Here is a 21,513-nt window from a genome sequence, read left to right on the forward strand (position 1 = left end):
CCCTACCCGGTGATCCAGGTGTCGTAGAGCCAGGTGCGGGCCGTGGACTCGGTGGTGAAACCGTGCACGGTCGGCGCCAGGCCGAACACCTGTGTCTCGTCGTAGAGCGGAATGGCGTAGCCCTCGCCGAAGACCCGGTCCTCGACGGCCTGAATGGCCTTGGTGCGGGCGGCCGGATCGAACTCGAAGGCCTGCGCGCGCACCAACTCGTCGAGCGTCGCGTCCGGCACGGGAGCGAAGAACTCGTTCTGCGCGGTGCTGTCGAATGCGGTGCGCAGTACGTCGGCCTCGGCGCGCGAGGTCTGGCCCTGCACCAGCGACCAGTTGTCGGGACGGGAATTGCGGATCGACTCGTATTCGGTTTGCGACACGGTGTGGATCACCAGATCGACGCCTGCCTTTTTCCACTGGGACTGCAGCAGTTCCAGCACTGGCTGCGACACCTGGTAGAACGGCGCCACCCACACCTCGAACTGCAGGCGCTTGCCGTCCTTGACCCGGATGCCGTCGCCACCCTTCTTCCAGTCAGCTCCCTCGAGCAGCGAATTGGCCTTGTTCAGGTCATAACCCAGGTACTTGCTCGCGTCGCCGCGGTTGGGCGTGTCCTTGACCAGGATGCTGTTCGGGATCGGGTAACTCGGCGAGAGGACCGTCTCGTTGATCTCCTTGCGATCGGTGGCGGCCTGCAATGCCAGGCGCACCTGCTTGTCCACGACCGGCGTGGTCGAATCCAGTTGCACCGAGAGCTTGTTGGTCTGGCCCTGCACGGCGAACGCCTCGATCCGGCCACCGTTGGCGGTCACCGTCTCCTCGTCGTAAGGGCTGATATTGCGCGCGATGTGCGCCTCACCCGACTGCAACGCACCGACCCTGGTCCCGGCCTCGGGCACGGTCTTGAACACCACTCGCTCCAGATAGGCCTTGCCCTGATGGCCCGAACCCGCCGGGGCCCAGTTGTAGTCCTCGCGCCGCTTCAGTATGATCCCGGTGTTGCCGGTGACCGACTCCACCACGAACGGGCCGGAGCCGATCCAATTCTTGGCCTGACTCTGCCCGTTGAGATCTCGCTCCAGGAACGGCTTGGCCAGGATGGAGCCGGCCCGGTAGAACGAAGCCACCTGCAGGAAACCGGCATTGGGCTTGGTGAAGGCCACCTCTACGGTCAGCGGGTCGATCACGGTCGAGGCCCGGTAGTCGGAGAAGAACCGATCCGGCGGAATGCCGAGCGCTTTGTCGCCGAGCGCGTGCTGGTCGTAGTTGGCCTTCACGACCGCCGCGTCGAGCGGATCACCGTTGCTGAACGTGACGCCTTCGCGCAGACGGAAGGTGTACTTCAGCTTGTCGGGACTGACCTCCCACGATGTGGCCAGCCAGGGCTTGATCTCCCCGGTCTCAGGATCCTGCCAGGTCAGGCGCTCGGCGAGGTTGTTGGCGACCTGGCTGTTGGACCAGATCGAGTTGACCGGCGTCCACGCCGCGTACTCGATGGGATCGTAGAAGTTCAGCGTGCCACCGAAAACCGGGTCGCCCCCCACCTCGTTCTGCGACGACGGCCCACCACACGCGGCCAGCACGGTGGCGAGGGCGATGGCCGCGGTGCCGGTGGCCAGAAGGTGACGGAATCGAATATTCCTCATGTGGTCGTGGGTCTTTCGTCGAAGCGGACTGTGTTGCTTACACTCCGGAGGTTAAGTCCGCGACCGCCACATTCCGCGATTTCGGATCGCCAAGAATTCCTACACCGTTTTTGAAGTTTCGCTTCACGATCGTGTAGTGCTCCCGATTCACTAAAACTGAACAAATCACGAAGTGCAACTTGGTTGTTCGCGGAGTTGTCGTTGTGCAGACTTCGCGAAATGTCATCGAAAACATTCTCCGCGGCGACGGTGCTCGTAGCCCTCGCCCTCGTCGGCTCCGTGCTGACGGGCTGCGCGGCCTCGGGCAACCGGGTCGCGGGTAGCGACGACGCGGGCCCGCCGGTCGCCGGTGGGACTCTGCGTTTCGCCGTGCTCGACGCACCCGCCAACCTCGATCCGCATTCGGGCAGCTCGTATCCGGAGTCGCTCATCACGAGCAACATCACCGACAAATTGACCTACCAGAATCCCGAAACCGGGGCCATCGAACCGTGGCTGGCCAAATCCTGGGATATCAACCCGGAGCTGACCGAATTCACGTTCCGGCTCCGCGACGACGTGACCTTCACCGACGGCTCGAAATTCACCGCCGATTCGGTGAAAGAGAATTTCGACCTGCTCGGATTCGGTGACAAGGCGCTGGGCATCGTGCCGGTGACCGCGTACTGGGTCGGCTACACCAGCACCACGGTACTCGACCCGACGACGGTCAAGGTCGTCTTCAATCGACCGAATGCCGGTTTCCTGCAAGCGCTTTCGCTGTACTTCTCCGGCATCGTCGGTCACTCGACCCTGCAGCTGACCAAAGAGCAGCGCGCGCTGGCGCAGAATCTGGTAACCACCGGTCCCTTCGTCGTCGCCGAGCACGTCTACCAGCAGAAAACGGTGCTGAGGAAGCGTCCCGGGTACAACTGGGCGCCCGCCAGCCGCAAACACAACGGCGAGGCCTACCTCGACGCCGTGGAGATCTCGGTGATTCCCGAGGCCGCGGTCCGCACGGGTGCGTTGCGCGCGGGTCAGGTCGACGCGATCCTCGACGTCAACAACACCGACGAGGCGCCGCTGAAAGCTGAGGGCTACCGGATCGTCGCGCAGCTGATTCCCGGGCGCGATATCTCCTTCGACCTCAAGACCGACCGGTTCCCGACCGACGACCGTGCCGTGCGGGAGGCCGTGAAGCTGGGCTGGAACCGCGACGCGCTCGCGAAGACAGTGCTCACCTCGAGCTACAAGGTGTCGAGCTCGGTGATCTCCTCGCGCGTGCCCGGCCACGTCGACTTCTCCGCGGAACTGAAGCAGGACAGGGCGAAGGCCGAGCAGATCCTCGAGTCGGCGGGCTGGAAGAAGGGCTCCGACGGTATCCGGGTGGACGCGCAGGGCCGTCGACTCGAACTCGCCCTGCTCGGCATCAACAACCTGGTCAACAACAAGCCCGCCTACGAGCTGATCCAGCAGGATCTGCGCAAGATCGGCATCGACCTGAAACTCGACGTGCTGCCGATCCCGGACTACACCGCCGCCGCCACCCAGCAGAAACGCTGGAACATCCAGGTGGCCAACCAGAGTCGCGCCGATGTGGCGGTGCTCGAGCAGGTGTACTCGCCGCAGTACACCAACTCCTCGAAGCTGGCGCCGGAGAACCCGCTCTACCAGCAGGCGATCGACAAGCTCAGCGCGGTGAGCAAGACCCTCGACCCGGGCAAGCGCGCCGAGGCGGCCGAGGCGGCGCAGCGGTTCCTGCTCGTGGATCAGGTGCTCACCGTGCCGGTGTACAACCCGGCGCAGGTGACCGCGGCGTCCCCGCGGGTGCACAACGTGGGCTATGAAGCGCAGTCGCGCAACGTCTTCTACGACACCTGGATCGAGCCGAGGTAACCGATGTCGCGCTATGTGCTCGCCAAGCTGGGGCAAGCGGTGTTCGTGGTGTGGGGCGCCTACACCCTCACCTTCGTACTGCTGTTCGTGCTGCCCTACGACGCGGTCGACTTCCTGTTCGACCCGTCGCAGGGCGACTTGATCTCCGAGGAGGACAAACAGAACTCACGGGAGTACTTCGGCCTGGATCAGCAACTGGTCGGGCAGTACACGCACCGGCTGTTCGCCGCGCTGACCGGTGATTTCGGGGTCTCGACCCGCACCGGCGAGCAGGTGTGGCCGCTGATCGTGTCGGTGCTGCCGCACACTGCCCTGCTGGCGGGCGCCGCGCTGGTCCTCGCCGTCGCGCTGGCCTTCGCCGTCGCCGCCACCGCGGGCTACACCCGCACCAAATGGGTCGCCGATCTGGTCGCGACCCTGCCCGCGGCGGGGGTGTCGGTGCCGGTGTTCCTGGTGGGACTCGCACTGCTGCAGGTGTTCTCGTTCCAGCTGGGCTGGTTCCCGCCGATCGGCAACGAAGGCTTCGGCGCGCTGGTGTTGCCCGCGGTGACGCTGGCGATTCCGGTGTCGGCGCCGATCGCGCAGCTGCTGATCAAGAACTTCGACGCCGAACTGCACGCCGGGTACGTCACGGTGTCGGTGGCCAAGGGTGCGACGCGGCTGTGGGTGTTGGTGCGGGAGGTGTTGAAGAACGCCGCCCTGCCCGCGCTCACGATCGCCGGTGTCACCTTCGGCAACCTGCTCGCCGGCGCGGTAATCGTCGAAACCGTCTTCTCCCGTGCGGGATTGGGCCGGTTGACCGAGACGGCGGTGCGTACCCAGGACGTGCCGCTGGTGCAGGCGGTGGTGGTGTTCGCCGCGCTGGTGTTCGTCACGGTGAACTTCCTCGTCGATCTCGTCTATCCGCTGGCGGATCCGCGGCTGCGGTCCCGTGTGCGAGCAAGGACCTCCGCATGACCCTCCTTGACAACGACATCCGTACCGCACCGACGGTTGCCGATCGCGTGCGCACCGCGACCGCGGCGATCACTGCCGCGCCGGGGCTGACCCTTTCGTGGCTGGTGATCGCCACCGTGCTCGCCTGGGCGCTCGTCCCGTCCCTGTTCACGAAATACTCACCCTTGGAGGGTGATTCGGACGCAAGTTTCAGCGCGCCGAGTCTCGAGCACCTGTTCGGCACCGATCGCCTCGGCCGCGATCTGCTGGCCCGCACCATCTACGGCACCTCGACCACGCTCACCGCGACCCTGCTCGCGGTGGCCCTGGGGTTCGTGATCGGATCGGCGATCGGTCTGCTCAGCGGGTTCCTCGGTGGCCGGGTCGACGCGGTGATCATGCGCTTCGTCGACGTCCTGCTGGCCATCCCGAGCCTGTTGCTGGCCATGACCGTGGTCACCGCGCTGGGCTACGGCACGGTGAACATCGCTGTCGCCGTGGGCATCTCGGCGGTGGCGGCGTTCGCGCGGGTGATGCGCTCGGAGGTGCTCAAGGTCGCGGGCACCGACTACGTCGAGGCCGCTTACGGCTCCGGGGCCGGTTTCGGACGGGTCGTAGTGCGGCATGTGCTGCCGAACTCGGTCTCGGCGGTGCTGTCACTGGCCGCGCTCGAATGCGGCACGGCAGTGCTGGCCGTGGCGGCGCTGGGCTTCCTCGGCTACGGCGCACCGCCGCCGGACCCGGAATGGGGCCTCGCGGTCTCCGAGGGCAGGGACTTTCTGGCCACCTACCCGTGGATCTCGCTGCTGCCCGGCATCGTGATCGCCGTGGTCGTGCTGTCCACCAATCGAATCGGGCGAGCGCTGGGAGAGAAGCGATGAGCGAGAAGGAAACGTTGCTGCGGATCGCGGACCTGTCCGTCAGGTACCGCACCCGTGGCACGAACGAGCAGGCCGCGGTCGACGGTGTGTCGCTGACGGTGGGCCGGGGCGAATTCGTCTCGATCGTGGGCGAATCCGGGTCGGGCAAGAGCACTACCATCCACGCCGCGCTGCACCTGCTTCCACGCTCGGCAACGGTCGAGGCCACGGCGTTGGCATTGAACGGGCACGACACCGTGTCGTGGAACGACCGCAAACTCGCCCGCTTGCGCGGCCCGTTCGTCGGTTTCGTGCCCCAGGACCCCGGCACCTCGCTGAACCCGGTCAAACGGGTCGGCACCCAGGTGCTCGAGGCACTACGTCTGCACCGGCGCGTCGAATCCGGGCCGGGGCGCGAACTCGCGGTGGCGAAACTGGCCACGGCGGGATTGCGCGAACCGGAACGGGTATTCCGGCAGTACCCGCACGAACTGTCCGGCGGTATGAAACAGCGGGTGCTCATCGCCATCGCGCTGGCCAACGACCCCGCGCTGCTGGTGGCCGACGAGCCGACCTCGGCCCTGGACGTCACCGTGCAGAAGGTGATCCTCGACCACCTCGTCCACCTGCGCGACACCCTCGGCCTCGGCGTCCTGCTGGTCACCCACGACCTGGGCGTGGCCGCTGAACGGTCCGACCGCCTCATCGTGATGCAACACGGCCGCATCGTCGAAGAAGGCCGAGCCGCCCGCATTCTCGCCGACCCCCGGCACGACTACACGCGCCGACTGGTCGCGGCGGCACCCACCCGGCACAGCACCCGTCTGACGAGCAGTGAACCCCGGCTCGAAGCAGGCGGCCAGTCCTCCGTCGCCAGTGCGGCCCCGGTTCCCGCAATATCGGCTTCGTCGACGGGGACCGGATCGTCGGCCGTGCGTGCGCGGTCGGCGCCGACGGCCATCGGCTCGTCGCCGGGGCGGGCGACGCCTGTGCCGAAAGCGACCGGGCCACTGCTCGAGGTCCGGGGACTGACCAAGACCTTCGCGCACGGTGGCGTGCGCGCGGTCGACAACGTCTCCCTGGCCGTCCGCGCGGGAACAACACACGCGCTGGTGGGGGAATCGGGGGCGGGCAAATCGACCGTCGCCCGGATCGCGGCGGGGTTCACCGCACTGGACTCGGGTCAGGTGTGGTTCGACGGTGCCCGCATAGACGGGCTCTCGCGCGCGAAGCTTCGTCCGATCCGTCGCGAGGTCCAATTCGTCTATCAGAACCCGTATTCGTCGCTCGACCCGAAGTTCACCGTGGAGCAGATCATCGCCGAACCGCTCGTCGCGCTCGGCCTGCTCCCGCGTGGGCCGCGACGCCGCGATCGGGTGCGTGAACTGCTCGACGAGGTAGCCCTGTCGCGAGAACATCTGGCGCGTAAGCCCGCCGAACTCTCGGGTGGACAGCGTCAACGCGTCGCCGTGGCCCGCGCGCTCGCCGCCGGACCGCGAGTCCTCGTCCTCGACGAGGCGGTCTCGGCCCTCGATGTCTCGGTGCAGGCACAGATTCTGCGTCTGCTGGTCGATCTCCAGCACCAGCAGGGTCTGACGTACCTGTTCATCACCCACGACCTTGGTGTGGTGCGGCTGGTCGCCGACGAGGTGACAGTGATGCGCGCGGGCGCGGTGGTCGAATCCGGTTCTGTCACCAGTGTTTTCGAGAACCCCACTCAGGACTACACCCGACGGCTGCTCGACGCGGTACCGGCGGGTGCGGGCACGTCCGTCGCCGTCGATGCCGTGGTGGCGTGATCGGCGAAGCGCAGCTGCACAGAATCGCTCTGATCGTAAGGATTTCCTGGAATGTCGCTAGTGCGGATGATGGGCGAATCCGGACGCCAACCGGTCGAAGCGAGGAATTCATGTACGACATTCGACGCCTTGTCCTGTTGCGCGATCTCGCCGAGCGAACCACCATGACCGCCGTATCGGAATTGCACGGGATCACCACCTCGGCGGTCTCGCAACAGTTGCGCATTCTCGAAGAGGAAGTGGGTGCGGTGCTCACCCGCCGGGAAGGCCGGGTGTTGCGCCTGACCCACGCGGGGCGGGTGCTGGTGGACTACACCTCGCGCATCATCACCGCGCTCGAGGAAGCCGAGAGCGCGGTGGCCGCCACCGCGGAGGCCATCACCGGTGTGCTCACCCTGGCCACCTTCCGCACCGCGCAGACCCGGCTCGCGCTGCCCGCCGCGGCGAGACTGATGAACGAGAATCCCGGCCTTCGGGTGCAGGTGGTCGACCTGATTCCGGTGGACGCGGTGCCCGCGGTCCGCCAGCAGGAGGTCGACATCGCGATCACCTATTCGTATTCGTTCCGGGCTCGGGATCTGCCGCTCGGGCTGTCCTCGGAGTACCTGTTCGACGATCCGCTCGTGCTGCTCGCCCCACCCGGCCTGCGGGAACGGGCCCGCCAGCAGGGCTTGTCCGCGGTGCGCGACGCCGACTGGATCGCCGCCCGCGACGGCGCGCCGTCGATCGTGTCGGTGATGTACGCCTGCCGTGAGGCCGGGTTCGCCCCGCGGATCGAGCACCGCAGCGGCACCTTCGCCGGGATGGCCGAGATCGTCGACCACGGGCTGGGCGTGGCGGTGGTACCGGAGATGTCGGTGCCACCGGAGTACCGGCACCTGGTCGCCTGCACCATCGCCAACGGGTCGCGCCAGGTCGGCGTGACCTACCGGCAAGCTTCCCTGGAAAGGCCCGCTGTCGCCGCGGCCATTCGGATGCTGCGCACCATCGCCGCGCCCGAGCAGTTGGCGTCCTGATCGCGGTCGACGATCGAGAAAAACTGAACGAATCCGGTAGACCGGCTGTCTTGTTCGGTGGTGTCGGAGGTTCCGATACTGGATTACGGATGCCGAACGTGGAAAGGGGGTCTCGTGGAATTACCGAATATCCGGATCGAGGCCGCCGCCACGGTTCCGCTCTGTCGTCGCTGATTTCGACGATCCACTTCATCGCGCCCCGGTTCCCTTTCCGGTGAATTCCGGTGCGTCGCACAGATCTGCGTTCGACCGCCGCCGAGCGGTCGTGACGCGACCAGGAGAGTGACACCCGCATGACCGCTGTGGCACCAGCACACACCGTGCACGGTCTCGACGAGGACGCGTTCGCCGACGCGCTCGCGCTGATCGCCGATCGCGCCGCCGAACACGACCGGGCGGGGGCCTTTCCGTTCGCCGCCTTCGAGGCGTTGCGCGCGATCGGCGCGCCCGCGCTCACGGTTCCGGTGGAATACGGCGGTCTCGGTGCGGGTCTCGCCGAGGCGGTCGAGGTGATCGAACGCGTCGGCGCCGCCGACCCGTCGGTCGGGCTGATCCTGCAGTGGAACTACACCAACCATCTGAGCCTGCTCCGCGACGACAGTCCATGGCCCGCCGAGCTGAAGGAACTGGTGCTGCGCTCGGCCGCGACGGACGGCGCGCTGATCAACGGCCTCGCCGTCGAACGCGAACTGGGCAGCCTCTCCCGCGGCGGCATCCCGGCCACCACCGCCACCCGGCTGCAGTCGGGGGACTGGCGCATCGACGGTGAGAAGGCCTACGCCACCGGCATTTCCGGGCTGAGCTGGTTCACCGTCACTACCAGCACCGCCGAGCCGAGCCCGCGTGTGGCGACCTTCCTGCTCGACCGCACCGCCACCGACTGGCACGTCGAACCGACCTGGAATCACCTGGGCCTGCGCGCTTCCGACACCCAGTCGGTGGTCTTCGACGGCACGGTCGTCTCCGAGGCCAGGCTCGTCGACCTGCGCGACCCCCACGGCGGTACCGCCAAGATTCGCCGAGCCGGGCGCCAATCGCTGCCGCTGCTGTTGGCCGCGAACTACAACGGCGTCGCGATCGCGGCGCGGGACTGGCTGGTGCGCTACCTGCACACCAGAGTGCCCACCGCACTGGGTGATTCGCTGGCCACCGTGCCGCGTTTCCACGACCGTGTGGGTGAGATCGAAGCCTGGATCCAGACCAGCCGCGCACTGGTGCGCCAGGGCGTGGCGAGCCTGGCCGACGACGAGCACGGGCGCCTGCCCGCACTGGCCAAACACGTCGCCACCTCCACCGCCATCCGGGTCACCGAGTCCGCGCTCGACCTGACCGGCAACCCCGGCCTCGACCGCCGTCATCCGCTCGAACGCCACCATCGCGATGCCATGGTCGGGCGAATCCATTTCCCGCAGAGCGATTTCGTGCTCGCCGATCTCGGTCGCGCCGCGCTGGCGGCGGGCCGTGCCGAGGAGGAACAGCCGTGACCCGCCGACAGGTGCACCTCAATGTCAACATTCTCAACGCCGGCGTGTTCGGCGGCTCGTGGCGCTTCCCCGGCACCGACCCCGCCGCGAGTTTCACCCTCGACCACTACGTGCGCATCGCCCAGCGCGCCGAGGAAGCCAAGTTCGACGCGATCTTCCTCGCCGACGGGCCCGCCATCCGCGAGGACATCCGGTACCGGCCGTTCAACAGCCTGGAGCCGACCGTGATTCTGGCCGCCCTCGCCGCGGCCACCGAGCGCGTCGGCCTCATCGCCACCCTGTCGTCGAGCTACAACGACCCCTACGACGTCGCCCGCCGCTTCGCCTCGCTCGACCTGCTCAGCGGCGGGCGCACCGGCTGGAACGTGGTCACCACCGCCGGTGTCGACGCGGCGCGCAACTTCGGCTTCGACGCCGAACCGGCCCATGGCGCGCGCTACGAACGCGCCGCCGAATTCGTCGAGGTGGTGCGCGCGCTCTGGAACAGCTGGGAGCCCGACGCGCTGATCGGCGACAAGGCCACCCACCGCTTCGCCGACTACACGCGCATCCACGCCGTCGATCACCACGGCCCGCACTTCGACGTGGCCGGTCCGCTGAATGTTCCGCGCTCGCCGCAGGGCGAACCGGTGGTCGTGCAGGCCGGCGCGTCGAAAGACGGCCGGGCACTGGCCGCCCGGGTCGGCGAGGTGATCTTCACCGCCGCCCAGACCGCGGACGAGGCGGGGGAGTACTACCGCGACGTGAAGGCGCGGGCGGTCGGCTACGGGCGCAGGGCCGAGGACGTGCTGATCCTGCCCGGCCTGTCCACCGTGCTCGGTTCCACCGAAGCCGAGGCCGCCCAGCGCCGTGAACTGCTGGCCGAGCTCGTGCCACCGGACTACGCGCTCGATCGGCTCGCCACCCAGCTCGGCGTCGACCGCGACGATCTCACCCTCGACGGCCCGCTCCCGTGGCACCTGCTGGCCGACCCCGACGAGGCGGGCGGGTCACAGACCTTCTACAGGATCGCCCTCGGCCTCGCCCGGCGCGAGAACCTGACGGTGCGCCAGCTGCTGCGGCGCCTCGGCGGCGGCGCGGGCCACCGCATCGTCACCGGCACGCCGGAACAGGTCGCCGACGCGATCATCGACTGGGTCGAGGCGGGCATCGCCGACGGCTTCAACCTGATGCCCGATGTGCTGCCCGGCGGCTTCGACGACTTCGTCGACGGTGTCGTGCCGATCCTGCGCGAGCGCGGCGTGTTCCGCACCGACTACGAGGCGACCACCCTGCGCGGTCACCTCGGCCTGCCCGTCCCCACCTTCCCGGGCACCATCGCAGAAGGGGCTGCCTGATGGCACGCAGACTGCACTTCCTCGTCAACGTCGGCAGCGCCGGCTATCACCCGGCCGCCTGGCTCGAACCGACCCTGCCCGCCGACGCCTTCATCCAGCTCTCGCACTACCAGCGGGTCGCGGCCGAGGCCGAACGTGGCGGACTCGACGGCCTGCTGTTCCCGGACATCCCGGTGCAGCAGCCCGGCATCGCCCGGGCGCCCGCCGCCACGCTCGATCCGATCCTGCTCAGCTCGGCGCTGGCCGTGACGACCGAGCGCGTCGGGCTGATCCCCACCGCGACCACCTCGCTGAACCTGCCCTACAACCTGGCCCGGCGGATCCTCTCGATCGACCATGTGAGCGGGGGTCGAGCGGGCTGGAATGTGGTCACCACGTTCGAGCCGAACGCCGCTCGCAACTTCGGCATCGCCGAGCTGCCCGAGCGCGACGAACGGTACCGGCGTGCCGCCGAGTACGTCTCGCTGACCGAGAAGCTCTGGGACAGTTGGGAATCCGACGCGCTGATCGGCGACCAGGAAGCCGGTGTCTTCGCCGATCCGGATCGGGTACACGCGGTGGACCACCGGGGCGAGTTCTACTCCGTCGCCGGGCCACTGAACGTGCTGCGCTCTCCGCAGGGCCGCCCGGTTCTCGTGCAGGCCGGAGCGTCCACGCAGGGCCGGGCCTTCGCGGCCGCCCACGCCGAAGCGATCTATACGACCCAGCTCAGCCTGTCGGCCGCGCGCAGCTTCTCGGCCGAGATCCGTTCGGCAGCGGTGGCTTCCGGCCGCGACGGCGACGCGATCCGGATCCTTCCCGGCCTGGTCCCGGTGATCGGGTCCACCGAAGCCGAGGCCGGCGCACGGTTCGACGAGTTGCAGGGGCGGCTGCACCCCGACAGCGCTCCGGTGCGCCAGTTCGCCCGCTGGCTGGGCTATCCCGACGTCGAACTCGACCTCGACTCCCCGCTGCCGCACCAGCTCACCACGCTGCCCGCCGACCGGATCGGCCCGCAGGGCTTCTTCGCCTCACTCACCGGCTACGCGCTCGAAACCGGCCACACCGTGCGGCAATTGCTCACCGAGTTCCTGGGCGGGCATCGCGTGGTGATCGGGACACCACAGACGGTCGCCGACCACATCGAGCTGTGGCACCGCAACGCGGGCATCGACGGTTTCACCATCATCCCGGCCGTCCTGCCCGGCTACCTCACCGACTTCGTCGACCAGGTCGTGCCCGAACTGCGCAAGCGCAGGCTTTTCCGTCGCGAGTACGAACACACCACCCTGCGCGGGCACCTCGGCCTGTCCGAACCCGCGAACTCCTTTGCCCGCGAAACCGTTTCCACAACCTGAAAGTGACAACCCACTCCATGACACTGCGACACCTCGGCCGCACCGGCGTACTGGTGAGCCCACTCACGCTGGGCGCCATGAACTTCGGCGCCTGGGCCAACCCCGACCACGACGACGCGGCGACGATCATCCACCGCGCCCTGGACGCGGGCATCAACGTCGTCGACACCGCCGACGTGTACTCCCAGGGCGAGAACGAACAGATCGTGGGTAAGGCCCTGCGTGGCCGCCGCGACGACGTGGTCCTCGCCAGCAAGTTCCACGGCCAGATCGGGGCCGACCCGAACAGTCGCGGCAACTCCCGGCGCTGGATCATCCGCGCCGTCGAGGACTCGCTGCGCCGCCTCGGCGCCGACCACCTCGACCTCTACCAGGTGCACCGCCCCGACCCGGACGTCCCGCTGGAGGAGACACTGCGCGCGCTGGACGATCTGGTGCGCGCGGGCAAGATCCGCTACTACGGCACCACGACGTTCGAACCGCATCAGCTGGTCGAGGCGCAATGGGTGGCTCAGGACCGCAACCTGGCGCGCCCGGTCACCGAGCAGCCGCCGTACTCGATCCTGGCTCGCGGCGCCGAACGCGCCACCCTGCCGATCGCCGAGCGGCACGGCCTGGGCGTACTCACCTGGAGTCCGCTCGCGGGCGGCTGGCTCTCCGGCCGCTACCGGGCGGGGGAGACCGCGCCCGAGTCGAGCAGGCTCGCCCGGCAGCCGCACCGGCACGACCCCGAACTGGTCGCCAACCAGCGCAAGCGCGCCGCCGCCGAGGAATTGGCGAAACTCGCCGACGAAGCGGGCATTTCGCTGGTGCATCTGTCGCTGGCGTTCGTGCTCCAGCATCCGGCGGTGAGCACCGCCATCATCGGGCCGCGCACCCTGGCCCACCTCGAGACCCAGCTCGGCGCCGTCGATGTGCGGCTGAGCACCGAGGTGCTCGACCGCATCGACGAGATCGTCGCGCCCGGAACCACACTCAGCCCCGCCGACGAGGGCTACCTGCCGCCCTCGCTCACCGACGCGGCCGTCCGCCGCCGCACCACGATCGGAGCCACCCGATGAGCCTGTCCGACCTGCGCCTGCTCGGCCGTACCGGAGTCCGGGTGAGCCCGTATGTACTCGGCACCATGAACTTCGGTTCCCGGGGCGGCACCACCCACGAAGAATCGATCGCGCTGATCCATCGGGCGCTGGACGCCGGAATCAACACCATCGACACCGCCGACACCTATTCGCGCGGCGAATCGGAGATCATCGTCGGCAAGGCGCTGCGCGATCGGCGCGACGAGGTGATCCTGGCGAGCAAGTTCCACAACGCCGTCGACGACGACCCCACCCACCGGGGCAACTCCCGGCGTTGGATCGCCCGCGCCATCGAGGACTCCCTGCGTCGCCTCGACACCGATCACCTCGACCTCTACCAGGTGCACCGCCCCGAATCGGTGACCGCGCTGGAAGACACCGTCGCCACCCTCGACGACCTCGTGCGCGCAGGCAAGATCCGCTACTACGGCACCTCGGTCTTCTCACCCGGCGAACTGGTCGAAGCCCAGTGGATCGCCGACCGAACCAAGGCCAATCGGTCTGCGACCGAACAAGTTCCGTACTCGCCGCTGATCCGCGGCATCGAACGCGAGACCCTGCCGATCGCCCGCAAGTACGGCCTCGGCATCATCACCTATGGCCCGCTTGCCGCAGGGTGGCTCTCCGGCAAGTACCGCCTCGGCGCACCCCAGCCGAGTTCCCATCGGGCCGAACTGATCCCGGGCCGATTCGACATCGACGCACCGGCCAACGCGGATAAACTCGCCGCCGCCGACGCGCTCGCTGTGCTCGCCGAGGAAGCGGGCCTCACTCTGATCCAGCTCGCGATCGGTTTCGTACTCGCTCACCGAGATGTCACCGCCGCCATCATCGGCCCGCGCACCGACGAGCACCTCGACGCCTATCTGGGTGCGGTCGACGTCGTCCTGGGCGAGGAGATCCTCGACCGCATCGACGAGATAGTCCCACCCGGTACGATCTTCGCCGACCGTGACACCGGCAAGATCCCGGACGCGCTGGCCGACCCCGCCCTGCGCAGACGCGCCGCCTGACCCATCGGTGATCGCTGAGGGAGGAGAAATCCTTTCTCCCTCAGCGAGTTCGGTGTCACAGCGGCGATTTCGGTCGATGGCTCGCAGCCCAGCCATCCGGTTCACCGTCGCGAACCATCGGCGCGGATTCGAGGTGTGGGCCAGCGTGATGCCGTGCTCGCTCCGGCGCTCGGCGCCGCACCGAGCAGCCGGTCACACCGACGTCGGCGCCTCGTTCGTGAACGTTGGTTTCCAACCCAGTTCGGGAGCGATCAGGTGCACGGTGTCGTGCAGGATCTGCTCGTAGTCCTCACGGTGGAATTCGTAGGGCAGTTCCAGGCGCAGCTCAGAGGTCTGTGCGAGCACCGGGTCGCTTCGCAGCTGTTCCAGGATCTGCTCGGCGGTGCCGACGATGTCCGGCGCGAACAGGATTCGACGTTCGCCCTGTGGGCCGAGCGTGCGGTCGTGGCGGCTCGCGGCATAGGCGCGGTAACGCTCGCGGGTCGCGTGGTCGGCGCTGTCGAACGGCACGATCACGCGTCCGACCGCCACACGGGCGGGTCGAGCCGGGTCGATCAGGCGGCGATAGTCCGCGATCAGGGTCAGCTGGGAGGTGGTGAAATCGTCGCTGGCGTCGCCGAAGACGACGTTGCCGCTGAGCAGATTCAGTCCGTTCGCCGCGGTCCAGTGCACGGATCGGACGCTCCCGCCGCCGTACCAGACGCGATCGGCCAGGCCGGGGCTGTGCGGTTGAAGGCGGGGACGCTGGGTGTTGCCCGGGGAGTGGATGACGGTGTCGGCGTCGCCGAGATAGTCCCCGCGCAGGTTCGCGAGCAGGCGGGCCACGCGACCGTAGGACAGGTCGAAGCTGCGCCAGTCACCATCGAAGACCAGGTCGCCGATGAGATCGGCGTGCGGTGGGGTGCCCGCACTGAATCCGGGCTGGAGTCGCCCTCGCGACAGCACATCCGCCAGCGACAGGTCCTCGGCCAGCCGGAACGGGCTCTCGTAGCCGATCGGAATGACCGCGGCGCCCAGCTCCACTCGACTGGTGCGCTGGGCGGCGGCGGCCAGGAAGACCGCGGCCGAACCCACGCCGTGCTCGAGATGGCGCTGCCGGATCCACGCACCGTCGAAGCCGAGGCGCTCGCCGTATTCGAACAGTTGCAGCGTGTCCTCTAACCCGGTGTACGGATCGTCGTCGAGATAGTTGCCCGGCGTCAGGAACGCCAAGGTGCTGATCTGCGGCGAGCTCATCCCTGGCGCTCGTAGGGGATCTTCTCTCCAGCCTCGACCGCGATCGGGAGCCTGTTCTCGGCGGGTGGCAGCGGGCAGGTCGCCAGATCGGTGTAGGCACACGGCAGGTTGACCGCCCGATTGAAATCGAGCACGACGGTGCCGTCGGCAGCCGGAGTCGACACCTGCACAACGCGATTCGCGGCGTAGGTGGTGACTCCGGAAGTGGCATCGGTGAACAGCACCGACAGGTCGCCGGGGTTCCTGCCGGGGAACGCGGTCAGCCGCAGCGGTTGACCGTCGATGTCGAACTCGACCTGTCCCGGTGCGTCGTAGACGTGTTCGAGGCCTTCGACCGAGGCGCCGACGGTGGTCGGTCGCGGCTGTTCGAAGCGAACATAGCGACCCGTCACCACCCACTTCGGATCCGGCGCGAATACGGGCGTGCCTCGAAAGGCGGTGCGCAACTGGTTGTTCGGGTGCCGGGGTCGGACGATGTCGTTGCCACCACGGCGGGCGACCTCGATCACCGCATCACCCCACACAGCGTTCACCCCGTCGCGCTCGGCGATCGCACCGAACTCGTAGCGCCCGCGCACCGGTGTCCCCTCCACGACCAGTTCCTCGCCCTCGTCGAGAACCACGACCACACCGCCGGCACCGGTGGACCAGGTGCCGGGCGCGTCGGTGAACCGCTCCGGGGTTTCGGTGAGCCAGTGCAGGTTCGTGATGGCCAGGAATCCGTGCCGGTCGGACAGGCGCGCCTCCTGCTCGCGGTGCCATTGCTGCCATTCGGCGGTGAAACTGTCTACCTCGGCGACCGGGGTCTCCTGTGTTGCCATGGCATCGATACAACCCGACACCACCGCCCACGGACAGAATTGCGCTCAACCCGAACACAATTCACCCGAAACCCAAAATGGGTCTTCACAATCAGGGGTGTAGCCGCAGCCTGAACTCGCCGGCCCCGGGCAGGGACCTGGCGATGTAGTTGGTGAGGTTGCGGAACCAGCTCGAGCGCAGAGCCGCGCAGGCGCTCGAGCCCGCCGTTGATCGCCTCAGCTGGACCGTTGCTCGTGCCGGGCCGATCGAAGTAGGCGAGCACGTCGTCGGCGCGTTTGGAAAATGGCCGACCCAGAGTTTGTCTCAATGAGAGCGGAAGGGACGCAGACGCTTCCGCGGCATCAAGGAGTCGAAAGTAGGGGTGGACCCCGACGATGACCAAGTCAGCGGTGGTATAGGTTTTGTCGGTCATGAAGTCGGCACTGCGTTTCCGCAGGTTCCCAAAGGTGCCCGACACCTCCCAGGATTTCCCTGTTTCCGCAGGTAGATGACTATCTGGTAGCCCCGAAGCTGCCCATCGCTTCCCGGAAGCTCCTGTGCAAACCCGTCTGAAATTCGTAGAAGAATCGTAGAAACACGCGCTGCTGGGCGGGTGGTCCATGATCGGGATGTCTGGGTCGAGGTATGCCGCCAGACGGATTTCAGGCACTGTCGCGAGCCAGGAAGACGGTATAGAAATTCTGTCCCGACGGGATGTCGCAGGTTCGCGCCCTCGGCGGGGCACACCAAAGATGGGAACGGGCGCGACCTGGGGAATTGCGTCGGACAGCTAGTGATCGAAGCAGATTTTACCCTGGGCTGACGTAGATGTCTCCTGCGCATCTCCGCACTGGTGGATCTGGGTGGCGTGAACGTACGGGCCTTCGGGGTCGTTCGCGACTTGCTGTTGAGCTTCGTGATCGAGCGCGGCGAAGTCTCCCGCAGTCCGCGACGCCCCGCGCGGTCGGATGGGCCCACGCCTGCCGTCGGTGGGCAGTGGCTCGCCAGGCGATGGAGACCGTTCCCGTTTCGATTTCTTGTGCTCCCCTGGCGCGAGGCGGCTCCATCGGCGTAGTTCTGCTGTTGCCGAGTTAGCCGCGCGGCATGGGTTGTAGCGTTCTACGAGTTCCAAAGTGTGGGGCCGAGGACGTCGCCAGAAGGATGACAGACAGTGCAACCGACCAGAGCGCAGCTTCACTTCGCACCGGTGCTCGCCGATCTTTGGCAAATAGCCGAGAAACAAGGCTGGGCAACGTGGGTAGGCGCTATCGAGGACCTTGTCGCCGCCTCAACGATCCTTGCCTGGGAGGAAGTGCCGAACAGACGCGGGGAAGAAAATCTCAGCGAGTTGCGACCTGTTACTGCTCAGCAGGCTCCCTCGCGGTCGTTGAGCGCGGTCTACGGCCTCGGTGCCCAGCCTCTGCACACCGACGGCGCCCACCTTCGCCAGCCACCTGACGTTGTCATACTCGCTGCGCCACAACCGAACTCCACACCCACCAAGCTCTGGAAGCCGCAGTATCCGTGCGAGGAGTTCGAACACGGCCTGTTCACCGTTGACGCTGGCACAGACACCTTTCTGGCAACTGCATATGACATGGAAGTAGGGCGGTGGCGCTACGATCCCGGATGCATGCGACCAGCCGATGAGCGTGCTCACACCGCCATCCAGACCATGAATCGAGCATTTGATGGCTCCGTGACCTTCGAGTGGAGCTTGCCGAACCAAGTGCTGTTGATTGATAACCGAGCCGTCCTACACGCGCGGTCGGAAGTCGCAGACGGTGACCACGACCGGGTGATGGTTCGAGCAGCGTTCCGACTCAAGAGGAAACCGTGAGCGACAATTACGACGCCCAAGCGCTCTGGCTGAAGGCCAAGCTATTCCTGAACCACGCGATGGACGACGGCGATGAGCGATCCTTCGACGAGCGGGCCCTATGGGCCGCACTGGCACTTGAACTTTTAGCAAAATCAGCTTTGTCGCGTCACTCACCACTTCTGATCGCTTCGCCGACCGAGGATGGAGGCAATCTCCTCGCCGCGAGCGGCTTGACTCCTCCGCAGCCGAAATTCACATCAGTACCAGCGAAGACCCTAATGAGTCGGTGCGCCAAGGCTTTCGTGCCGTTCAGCGAGGCGGAAGCTGGCAAGATCACCATCGCGCGCAACGCCTACTTGCATGGAGGCGCAGCTCAGTTCGCACCGCTGCCACCCGAGGCGTGGTGGCCGAAGTTCTGGGCTCAGGCACTGATCTTGATCCAGGCCCAAGACAAGACACTCGAGGACATGGTGGGTGAGTCACGGGTCGACGAAGTGGAGTCCCACCTTGCTCAGAACAAGAAGAATGTCGAAAGCCGTACTCAGGCACTGATCGAGCGGGCGAAGCAACGGCTGGCACAGTTTCGCTCGGGAAACCTGCCTGCCCGCTTGGCAGACGAGTTCGCGAAGGACCGCGACCTCTCGTCCGGGTTTTGGGGCAAGTATGGAACCGCAACCTGCCCCGCGTGTGGAGATTCTGATGCTGCTGTCGAGGGCGACAACATCGTGGCCTCTAAAGTTGAAGGTGCCTGGGGCGGTAGCGATCTGGATGACTACGTGACCTGGGTAGAGCTGACTGTCAGCTCCTCGCACTTCAGTTGCTCAACCTGCCGATTGGTGCTTCCGGATTACGAGTTCATCGAGGCTGCTGGAGTCGACACAGAGTTCACCACGACCGACGACGACGTCGCGGAATACTACGGGCCGGAGTATGGCAACGATTAGCTATGAGATGCACCTGAATCAGCGTGATGTTGAGGACCGCGATCGGTTGGTTTCAGACCTGCATCTTTGTACCTAGGTACAGGCTTACCGTGGATTCATGACGATCTCACCAGCTCATCGCGACGGGGCGCCGGATGCGTGCACGCTCTCAGGCTCAACGTATGCCGCCGAAAGACCGCTGCGGTAGCGCGGCGTGCACTTCCTCGCCGTCGATACTGACCCCACGATCGTCAACGTTCAACGGAGTACCGGGTGCGCACAACACCGAGGCTGCCGCAGCAATCAGGGCCGAACCGTGACCAGCTCCTACCGTTGGCTTGCGCGGTCAAGATAGTCGCGAACCGCCTGGATGTCAGGCTTCCCGCAGCCTGGTGGGCGTATGAGCGCTGCGCTCTGTCCTCGTAGCCACACCGCAGACCTGGCGACGGAGTGGATTTTGTGGGTATCGGTTTGAGGCTCGGAAAATCCCACGCACCGATAGAGCCCGGCGTGCCATTCAGTCGCCGCCGTAGCGGCCAGGTGAACGCCGTTTTCGTCAGCCCAGTGAAGAACGTCCCGCACTACCAAGTATGCGGAGTTACGTGCCCTGGCCGCACCTTCGCCGACCCGGGGCAGGTAGGTCCAGTTGGTCAGCTCGACACAACCATGACCAGGAAACAGGGTTACCTCACCTCCGTGCTGATCCGCCAACTTCACTGTCCGACGGTTGATCAGCAGCATCACAGCGGCAATGAATCCCGCCCCGGCCGCTGGTAAGCCCCAGGCCAGTACTGTGTCGCTGGCCAAGACCGCACCACCGATCAGTGCCACGGATGCCACCAATAGCAGCAAGATGGCCCGGACTGGTGGAACAGGGACGGGCTTGTTACTCCGTTTACGCTCCGCTCGGACTGCGCGTGTAGCGCGCAGGCTTCGAAACAGGCGGGGTTTACGCTCCCGACCCTGGTGTTGGTCGGTGTAGGTATTTGCCCAACGCCTTGTTTCCCACCAGGAAGCAGCAGAGTTAGGGGTTTCGACGCCTATGGGATGTGGCGAGCTGTCATCGGAGTTGTTGATTCGTTCGAATTGTCTTCGTAGCTCGGCGATCTCATCCCTCGAACGAGGCGGGAGTGCGGGGCGTCGCCAGAAGGGCCAGGGTCGTTCGAACTGGACGGTGACGGCATCGCGCCACCCTTCGAGTGCCCTTAGATGCCGTGACATCTCGGACCCGAGCCGGCCGACGGTACTCGCCGCGGCAGTCAGCTCACTATTGGTCGCCGCCTGCTGGGCGAGTTTGTCGTTAGCGATCCGTTGCTCTTCGAGCGCCGACTGGGCCACCATGAGCTCGTCGGCGTGTTGGACCGCCATCTCTGCGAACTCGATAGTTTGTCGGTCGATGGTCGTGTTGAGCCCGGCGATCTGCTGATCGCGCGCCGCGATCGTGGATTCGTGGGTTGCGATCACGGCGGTCTGCCGTTTGGTTTCCTGTTCCCAGTCCCGCACCGTCGCCCAACCTCCTCTATCGATTTTTCGGTAGCCCCAAGCCATCTCGTCGTGTGCCCAACGTTCGAAGAACCGCCCGAGTGGCTGTTTTTGTCGTCTGGGTGCAAGGAGCCCGCTGTCGTTGGCGAACAGCAGACCCTGAGATATCGAGTACTCCAATGCAGTGGCCGTGGTGGCGTCTGGCCAAAACTTGTCGATCGCTAGGGCCGGGACCTGGGTCAGCCATGTGCAGTGCCAGGTCAACCACACCACTGAGCATCCGCGCGCCGCCAGTTCAGCGGTGTGTCTGTGTACGTCGTCTTTCGATAGTGATGACCACTGGACCTCGATGGCGAGCGCTCGTGATCCCAGCTCTGCGTAGACGTCGGTTTTGCGTGCCCCGACCTGGTATTCGTCGACAGATACGGTCGCACCGAGAGCTTTGAGCCGATCTCGGCACCAGTACTTCAATGTTGTGTGTTCGGCAGTTTCACCTGCCGATGACGTTCGGCGGGCACACCGATCGCCATCATCGCTGGCGTTGTGCGAGATCCACACTCCACCATCGCTTTTGCGGTAGGTGATGTGGACTGGTTGTCGACACCAGCGGCACACCAGTCCCGATCGGGATCGCTGAACGTCCCCTGATCGATGCCATTGGGTGAAGTCGCGAGGATTGAGAATATCGACAAGTTCCTCGTTGGGGCCGAATGCGCACCGCTCGTCTCCGACCAGCCGCAAACGCCCGGCGAAGGTCTCTCTGATCGCCTGTTGAGATCTGCCGAAACCAGCAGGTCCCGCCCCACCCGGCAACCCACCTGCCTCAGATCGAGCCATACACGTGCCCCCGAACGCTATCCATGCGCAGATGCC

At 66.4% G+C, this 21,513-nt stretch carries 16 protein-coding genes and 1 pseudogene; 12 read left to right on the top strand and 5 right to left on the bottom strand.

Translation table 11 applies throughout. The annotated features are described in order from the left end of the window. Positions 1 to 2 precede the first annotated feature (2 nt). Entirely contained in the window at positions 3 to 1,637 is a 1,635-nt protein-coding gene (locus tag ACFTS5_RS07760; RefSeq protein ID WP_378628607.1) for an ABC transporter substrate-binding protein, read from the bottom strand. Positions 1,638 to 1,856: 219 nt separating this feature from the next. On the opposite strand from ACFTS5_RS07760, the gene ACFTS5_RS07765 reads away from it, so the two are divergent. The 10 genes from ACFTS5_RS07765 (at position 1,857) to ACFTS5_RS07810 (ending at position 14,376) form a co-directional block, all read left to right on the top strand. Continuing rightward, positions 1,857 to 3,512 carry an ABC transporter substrate-binding protein gene (locus ACFTS5_RS07765; protein WP_378628608.1) on the top strand — a complete coding sequence of 552 codons (1,656 nt, stop codon included), beginning with the start codon at positions 1,857 to 1,859 and terminating at the stop codon, positions 3,510 to 3,512. Positions 3,513 to 3,515: 3 nt separating this feature from the next. Beyond that, complete coding sequence (locus ACFTS5_RS07770; protein ID WP_378628609.1) at positions 3,516 to 4,469, top strand: ABC transporter permease; 954 nt, start codon at positions 3,516 to 3,518, stop codon at positions 4,467 to 4,469. Next, the gene (locus ACFTS5_RS07775; RefSeq protein WP_378628611.1) at positions 4,466 to 5,329 is read left to right on the top strand and encodes an ABC transporter permease; all 864 of its coding nucleotides are present in this window, start codon (positions 4,466 to 4,468) and stop codon (positions 5,327 to 5,329) included. Before ACFTS5_RS07770 ends, ACFTS5_RS07775 begins: the two co-directional genes overlap by 4 nt. Beyond that, a complete protein-coding gene (locus tag ACFTS5_RS07780) occupies positions 5,326 to 7,107 on the top strand; it encodes a dipeptide ABC transporter ATP-binding protein (protein ID WP_378628613.1) in 1,782 nt (593 codons plus the stop codon). The genes ACFTS5_RS07775 and ACFTS5_RS07780 overlap by 4 nt, the downstream gene beginning before the upstream one ends. A 110-nt stretch (positions 7,108 to 7,217) precedes the next feature. Next, on the top strand, positions 7,218 to 8,123 hold the full coding sequence (locus tag ACFTS5_RS07785; protein WP_301900819.1) for a LysR family transcriptional regulator: 906 nt from the start codon (positions 7,218 to 7,220) through the stop codon (positions 8,121 to 8,123). A 293-nt stretch (positions 8,124 to 8,416) separates the two neighbouring features. After that, complete coding sequence (locus tag ACFTS5_RS07790; protein WP_378628616.1) at positions 8,417 to 9,607, top strand: acyl-CoA dehydrogenase family protein; 1,191 nt, start codon at positions 8,417 to 8,419, stop codon at positions 9,605 to 9,607. Further along, the gene (locus tag ACFTS5_RS07795; protein WP_378628618.1) at positions 9,604 to 10,944 is read left to right on the top strand and encodes an LLM class flavin-dependent oxidoreductase; all 1,341 of its coding nucleotides are present in this window, start codon (positions 9,604 to 9,606) and stop codon (positions 10,942 to 10,944) included. The genes ACFTS5_RS07790 and ACFTS5_RS07795 overlap by 4 nt, the downstream gene beginning before the upstream one ends. Next, positions 10,944 to 12,281, top strand: a complete 1,338-nt coding sequence (locus ACFTS5_RS07800; protein WP_378628620.1) for an NtaA/DmoA family FMN-dependent monooxygenase — start codon at positions 10,944 to 10,946, stop codon at positions 12,279 to 12,281. The genes ACFTS5_RS07795 and ACFTS5_RS07800 overlap by 1 nt, the downstream gene beginning before the upstream one ends. Before the next feature lie 17 nt (positions 12,282 to 12,298). Beyond that, entirely contained in the window at positions 12,299 to 13,342 is a 1,044-nt protein-coding gene (locus ACFTS5_RS07805) for an aldo/keto reductase (protein WP_378628621.1), read from the top strand. Further along, entirely contained in the window at positions 13,339 to 14,376 is a 1,038-nt protein-coding gene (locus ACFTS5_RS07810; protein WP_378628622.1) for an aldo/keto reductase, read from the top strand. Before ACFTS5_RS07805 ends, ACFTS5_RS07810 begins: the two co-directional genes overlap by 4 nt. A 192-nt stretch (positions 14,377 to 14,568) precedes the next feature. On the opposite strand, the gene ACFTS5_RS07815 is transcribed toward ACFTS5_RS07810, so the two are convergent. The 3 genes and pseudogenes from ACFTS5_RS07815 to ACFTS5_RS07825 form a co-directional block, all read right to left on the bottom strand. Continuing rightward, positions 14,569 to 15,612 (bottom strand): LLM class flavin-dependent oxidoreductase, encoded by a 1,044-nt coding sequence (locus ACFTS5_RS07815; protein WP_378628625.1) that lies wholly within the window; start codon positions 15,610 to 15,612, stop codon positions 14,569 to 14,571. Then, positions 15,609 to 16,433 carry a DUF1684 domain-containing protein gene (locus tag ACFTS5_RS07820; protein ID WP_378628627.1) on the bottom strand — a complete coding sequence of 275 codons (825 nt, stop codon included), beginning with the start codon at positions 16,431 to 16,433 and terminating at the stop codon, positions 15,609 to 15,611. Before ACFTS5_RS07820 ends, ACFTS5_RS07815 begins: the two co-directional genes overlap by 4 nt. A gap of 91 nt (positions 16,434 to 16,524) precedes the next feature. After that, positions 16,525 to 16,732, bottom strand: a pseudogene (locus ACFTS5_RS07825) (transposase); the annotation flags it as partial. Between the two features lie 852 nt (positions 16,733 to 17,584). On the opposite strand from ACFTS5_RS07825, the gene ACFTS5_RS07830 reads away from it, so the two are divergent. Both ACFTS5_RS07830 and ACFTS5_RS07835 read left to right on the top strand, forming a co-directional pair. Continuing rightward, positions 17,585 to 18,253 (top strand): hypothetical protein, encoded by a 669-nt coding sequence (locus ACFTS5_RS07830; protein WP_378628628.1) that lies wholly within the window; start codon positions 17,585 to 17,587, stop codon positions 18,251 to 18,253. Then, the gene (locus tag ACFTS5_RS07835; protein ID WP_378628629.1) at positions 18,250 to 19,179 is read left to right on the top strand and encodes a hypothetical protein; all 930 of its coding nucleotides are present in this window, start codon (positions 18,250 to 18,252) and stop codon (positions 19,177 to 19,179) included. The genes ACFTS5_RS07830 and ACFTS5_RS07835 overlap by 4 nt, the downstream gene beginning before the upstream one ends. A 306-nt stretch (positions 19,180 to 19,485) precedes the next feature. Here the strand turns inward: ACFTS5_RS07835 and ACFTS5_RS07840 are convergent, their stop codons facing one another. Beyond that, positions 19,486 to 21,477, bottom strand: a complete 1,992-nt coding sequence (locus ACFTS5_RS07840) for a competence protein CoiA family protein (protein ID WP_378628631.1) — start codon at positions 21,475 to 21,477, stop codon at positions 19,486 to 19,488. Between the last annotated feature and the right edge of the window lie 36 nt (positions 21,478 to 21,513).

Source organism: Nocardia sp. NPDC056952, assembly GCF_042674185.1.
GTDB lineage: Bacteria > Actinomycetota > Actinomycetes > Mycobacteriales > Mycobacteriaceae > Nocardia.